Origin of the sequence: Stenotrophomonas sp. YIM B06876, from assembly GCF_030711595.1 — a bacterium.
In the GTDB taxonomy this organism is placed as follows: domain Bacteria; phylum Pseudomonadota; class Gammaproteobacteria; order Xanthomonadales; family Xanthomonadaceae; genus Stenotrophomonas.
Genome location: NZ_JAUJUJ010000318.1, coordinates 1 through 563, shown reverse-complemented (window position 1 = coordinate 563; position 563 = coordinate 1). Strand labels below are relative to the sequence as shown.

The following is a 563-nucleotide window of genomic DNA, read 5'->3' as shown; positions in this document are numbered from 1 at the left end:
CGCGCTACTCGCTGCGCGCGCGCAACAACGAATTCCGCCTGGAACAGATCGCGCAGGGCATAGAAGAAGCCCGTGCGCGCGGCAAGAAGTTCTTCGTCACCAGCAACCTGCTGCCGCACAACGACAAGGTGCGCACCTATCTGCGCGACATCGCGCCCGTGATCGCCCTGCGCCCCGACGCGCTGATCATGGCCGACCCGGGCCTGATCATGCTGGTGCGCGAGCAGTGGCCCGAGATGCCTATCCATCTCTCGGTGCAGGCCAACACCATGAACCACGCGGCCGTGAAGTTCTGGCAGTGCGTGGGCGTGGCGCGCATCATCCTGTCGCGCGAGCTGAGCCTCGACGAGATCGAGCACATCCGCCAGGAATGCCCCGACATGGAGCTGGAGGTGTTCGTGCACGGCGCGCTGTGCATCGCCTACTCGGGCCGCTGCCTGCTGTCGGGCTACTTCAACCGGCGCGACTCCAACCAGGGAACCTGCACCAATGCCTGCCGCTGGAGCTACGCCACGCAGCCGGCAGCGCTCGACGCCAACACCGGCGAGGCCGTCGCCGTGCCG

1 protein-coding gene is annotated in these 563 nt (G+C 67.0%); it reads left to right on the top strand.

Features of this window, described 5'->3' with window-relative positions:
- A partial coding sequence (locus tag QZH66_RS17010) for a U32 family peptidase (protein ID WP_305807030.1) occupies positions 1-563 on the top strand: 563 nt, incomplete at both ends.